The sequence below is a fragment of the Candidatus Aminicenantes bacterium genome (genome assembly GCA_026393795.1).
GTDB lineage: Bacteria > Acidobacteriota > Aminicenantia > UBA2199 > UBA2199 > UBA2199.
In genome coordinates, this window is record JAPKZL010000162.1 from 1 (window position 1) to 4,278 (window position 4,278).

Sequence of the window (4,278 nt, forward strand, 5' to 3'; positions counted from 1 at the left end):
GGCGGTCGAGCACGGCCATGACCACCTCGACCTTGCCGCCCTGGGCTTCGACCTGCCCGGCCCCCTTGATGATCGAGCCGCCCGAGGTGATGACGTCGTCGAACAGGGCCACGCGGTCGCCGGCACGGAAGTTGCCCTCGATCGTCTTGCGCGTGCCGTGGGTTTTCTCCTCCTTGCGGATGATGAAAGCGGGCAGGGGGCGTTTTTCTAGGTAGCTGATAACGGCGATGGCGGTGACGATGGGGTCGGCGCCGATCGAGTAGCCGCCGACGGCATCGACGTGGAACCCCTCCAGCATCTGCAGGAAGATCCTGCCGCACAGGGCCGCGCCCTCGGAATCGAGCGTGGTGATGCGGGCGTCGACGTAAAAATTGCTGGTCTTGCCCGAGGCCAGGGTAAACTCACGGCCGACCACCACCGATTTTTCCAGCAATATTTCCCGCAGCCGGTTTTTCAAACGAGTTTTCCCCTGAAATCACCGGGGAGAACTTTCAAGAAATAAGGGGCGAACTCACAAATGGAGCTTTCAAGGAACTCGAGGTTTTCCGGGCTGAAATCCTCGCCCGACTCATGCAGGGAAGCCCCCTTGCGCGAGAGTTCGATGATGCCGAACTTGACGTCGCCGCTGCGCAGGATGGTGCTCATCATTTTCCAGATCTTCCTGACCTTTTCGCCAGGGCCCTTGATGTATTCAAAAAGATGCAAGTGCTTCATCTGGTTGAAATTGTTCTCGATCATGCCCCGATTCATCTTGAAAACCCGGGCCGCGAAGGCGTCGGGCGAAGAGATCGGTATCATGCCGGAGTTGACCAGATAATCGGGGGCGGCGAAGGAGAGGACCATATTGTCCTTGTCGGTGAGCAGCAGGGCGACCTCGTCCGTTTGCAGCTCGAAATTGTCGCAGTAGAACTTGACGATGTCGTCGATGACCGACTTGAAGGTTTTTTCCGATTGGCCGGCGCTGGTGACCATTTTCATTTTTTCAATCAACAAATTGATATCCTTCATGATGACTCCCGCATCTATGATAATATTTTTTAAAGAAAAAAACAAGGGCGCCGGAATTTCTCAGCCAACCGTTTCGAGCGGAAAAATTCCCCGGCGGGTGATGATGCGTTTTTGCAGCGCCATATTCTCCAGAGCCACATGGCCGGTGACGATGCACTCACACAGCGACACGCCGTCCCCCAAGCGGGTATGCTCCCACAGGATCGAATTTTTCACTAGCGCTTGCGGAGAGATCGTAACGGCGGCGGAGAGGGAATTGGCGCTCCGCTCACCGACATGCGCCCGGTAGCGCTCATTGGCGCGCAGATAGGATTCAGGCGTGCCGACATCGAGCCAAATCCCTTCATAGGGAACGGTTCTGAAATGCAGCCGGTGCTTCGTGATGCTGGAAAAAAAATTCTTGTCGTCGATTTTTTCGACCGCGCTTTTCCTGAACAAAGCCGCCCCGGCATACATCATCCCCGGTCCGGGACCCGGCGGGGAAACGGCGAGAAAAACGCCGTCCCGGCTCCGCAAACGGCCGTAGCGGCCGCATGGGTCGCGCCGGGTCAGCAGGACGCCGTCGACGGCGCGATCGGCCGTCTTTTCGACCATGGCCGACAGCGGTATTTCCAGGAACGTGTCGCCGTTGACCACCAGGAGCCAATCGGAAAAAAACGGCAGCGCCTGGCGCAGCACCAAACTGCCGCTCAATTCCTTTTCGCGGATGAAATCGATGCCGCTGTCGGCGCCAGCGGCCTGCATGACCTGTTCGGCCAGGTGATGGAGGTTGACGAATCCTTCGGCGCAGCCCTGCGCCCGCAGCTGTTCCAGCAACAAGCGCAGCAGGGGGATGCCGTTCAGCGGGAAAGCGGCTTTCGGCTTGATCAGCGAGAGGGGTTCGGCCCTCTTGCCGAAGCCGCCAGCGAGGATGAAGAATTTCACGTACCGAAAACCATGTGCCCGGGACGTCCGCAGCGGAGAAAAAGCTGGTAATAGGAATCGCGGATGTAATCATCCGCCGTAAACCCCAGCCGGGCGGCCACGGCGTCGATGCGTTCCGGATCGCCTTCAACTTCGATGAAATCGCCGATCGGGGTTTCGTCGATCATGATGCGCGCCCCGCCGGCGCTGAATACCTCTCGGTATTTCTCGTAAATGAAAAATACCCGGAAACCGAGAGCCCCGATGATTTTTTCCGCGGCGGTGAAATCAGAGACTGTCACCTCGGTTTCCTCGCGGACCTTGTAGCGGGAGTCGTCCTGGGCCGGCGCCTTCAAGGTCAAAACGGCGCGTTCCCCGGTTCGGCGCAAACGCAGCAGCATGCCGCGTTCGCGCAGTTCCCCCCGCGCCGAGTCGAACACGATGTTACTTTCGAAGGCGCGTTCCGTTTCGAGAACGGCCGGCAGCCCCATGATTTCCCGGCGCAAGGGTTCCAGCCGTTGCACCTTGATTTTGACCTCGATCTCCAGCCGTTTTTCAGTATTCACGGTAGCGGATGAATTCCAGCAGGTTTTCAAGGGAGTCGCGGTACGGGGAGGGCTGGAACGAGCGCAGGAAGCGGGAGCAGGTGCGGTGGTAGCGGTCGATCACCGCCAGCGAGCGCTCCTGGATGCCCAGCTCGCGGCAGCGCGCCAGCAGCGGCCCAGGGGCGGAGCGCTTGAAGCGCTTGAGCAGCGGCAGGCCTCCTCCCTGCAGCAGAAGGATGTAGGGCAGGGTCACTTTCCCCTCCTTCAGATCCTGGAAGCGGCTTTTGCCTGCCCGGTCGGAGAAGAGGTCCAACAGGTCGTCGCTGATCTGGAAGATCATGCCGAAATCCTGGCCGAAGCGGTAAAAATCTGCCGCGGCAGCGGCGTCCTTCCCGGCCAGGCGGGCCGCCAGGGCGGCGATGCCGGCGAACATGCTCGACGTCTTCTTGCGGATGATGGTGGTATAGACCCGGCGCTGGATGCGGTAGTTGAAGCTGTTCTCGAACTCGAGGACCTGCCCCTCGACCATCTGCCGCGACGCCTCGGCCAGCAAGTCGATGGCCGCGGCGCCCCCTTCCCGGGTCAGCATGCGGATGGAGGTGATGAAGAGGAAATCGCCCCAGAGCAGCGACAGGCAGTCACCGAAATGGTGGTTGGGGGTCTTTTCGCCGCGCCGCCAGGAGGAATGATCGATGATGTCGTCGTGGACTAGGCTCGATAGGTGCAGCATCTCGATGGCCGCCCCCAGAGCCGGCAGGCTTTTGGAACGGGTCTTGTTCATTCCGGCCAGCAGGAAAAGGAAGGCGGCGCGGATTTTCTTGCCCTTGGCGACCGGCGTGCGCTGGCGCAACTCCGATATCAGGCGGATCTCGCTGCCGATATGCCTGGCCAGGACCTTTTCCGTGGTCTTGAGCAGCGGCAAAACCGGTTTCTGAATCTTTAGATAATCCATTCGGCGCCATTGTACCATCCCACTGCCGGCTTGACAATCGGGAAAAACCGCTGGAGGATCGTCCGGTCTTCTCAGCGCAGCTCGGCGAGGCGTTTTTTTGAGAGATGGATGTACAATTGCTCGCCTTCGATCCAGCGCTGCAGTTCGGCCGTTCTGCGCATGATATAGTCCGGTTTGTCCCAGAGGTGATAGGGGGCGATGTCTATTTCGATCGTATGGATCTCTTTATCATAGCGCTTGATATTGGCTTGCGCCTCGGCGACTTCCTCCTCGATCTCCCTTTCCCTTCTGATCAAAAAGACCCGATGCGATTCGGGCGCGAACAAGATTCCCGAGCCGGAATCCCAGTTAACGGGCGGATCGACGCCCAGCTGCGTGAAATGGTATTTCGTTCCGGGCACGGACAACGTGTCGATGTTGCGATCGTCGACAACGAGCCGGGTCGGGGTGGCGGCTTTCCTCCTGGCCGCCTCGCGACGCTGCCAGAGAGCCAGGTTGAGCTCCTGGCCGAGCAGCGCGCCCGGCCCGGAAAGCAACAGCCAAGAAACGATGATCGCCGCCATCCGCTTCATGCCGCCGTCTCCGCCGTGATGAATTTACCTCAGCCAGCCCGGAGGGACTCCGGCTTTTCTGGCGTTTTCAAAAAAATCCTCCAGCTGCGTTTCGGTTTGGCTCAGGAACAGCTTCTTTTGCTCCAACTGATTGGTGACCTGGGCGATCTGCAACTTGATGGCGTTCTGCTCGGCCGGAATGTTCTTTAAATAAAAATCGGACCAAAGCTTGTTCAATTCCAACTGCTCGCTCTGGATGCCTTCCTTCAAGTCCGCGATGCGCGCCTGCAGCTGGGCCTGCTGTCTTTTCCAATAATCG

7 protein-coding genes are annotated in these 4,278 nt (G+C 59.1%); all 7 read right to left on the reverse strand.

Annotated elements, in window-relative coordinates:
* Positions 1–457: orotate phosphoribosyltransferase (pyrE, locus tag NTW95_07700; protein ID MCX6557294.1), on the reverse strand; the 457-nt coding region annotated here is incomplete at its 3' end.
* Positions 454–1,008, reverse strand: coding sequence for a hypothetical protein (locus NTW95_07705; protein ID MCX6557295.1), 555 nt, complete (start codon positions 1,006–1,008; stop codon positions 454–456). The genes pyrE and NTW95_07705, both read right to left, overlap by 4 nt.
* 60 nt (positions 1,009–1,068) lie before the next feature.
* Positions 1,069–1,932, reverse strand: a complete 864-nt coding sequence (locus tag NTW95_07710) for an NDP-sugar synthase (protein MCX6557296.1) — start codon at positions 1,930–1,932, stop codon at positions 1,069–1,071.
* On the reverse strand, positions 1,929–2,477 hold the full coding sequence (gene cyaB, locus NTW95_07715) for a class IV adenylate cyclase (protein MCX6557297.1): 549 nt from the start codon (positions 2,475–2,477) through the stop codon (positions 1,929–1,931). Before cyaB ends, NTW95_07710 begins: the two co-directional genes overlap by 4 nt.
* Positions 2,467–3,408: a polyprenyl synthetase family protein gene (locus tag NTW95_07720; GenBank protein ID MCX6557298.1), complete on the reverse strand. Its 942-nt coding sequence runs from the start codon at positions 3,406–3,408 to the stop codon at positions 2,467–2,469. The genes cyaB and NTW95_07720 overlap by 11 nt, the downstream gene beginning before the upstream one ends.
* 71 nt (positions 3,409–3,479) lie before the next feature.
* A complete protein-coding gene (locus NTW95_07725; protein ID MCX6557299.1) occupies positions 3,480–3,980 on the reverse strand; it encodes a hypothetical protein in 501 nt (166 codons plus the stop codon).
* 24 nt (positions 3,981–4,004) lie between these two features.
* Positions 4,005–4,278 (reverse strand): hypothetical protein (locus tag NTW95_07730; protein ID MCX6557300.1); only part of this gene is annotated, 274 nt, incomplete at its 5' end.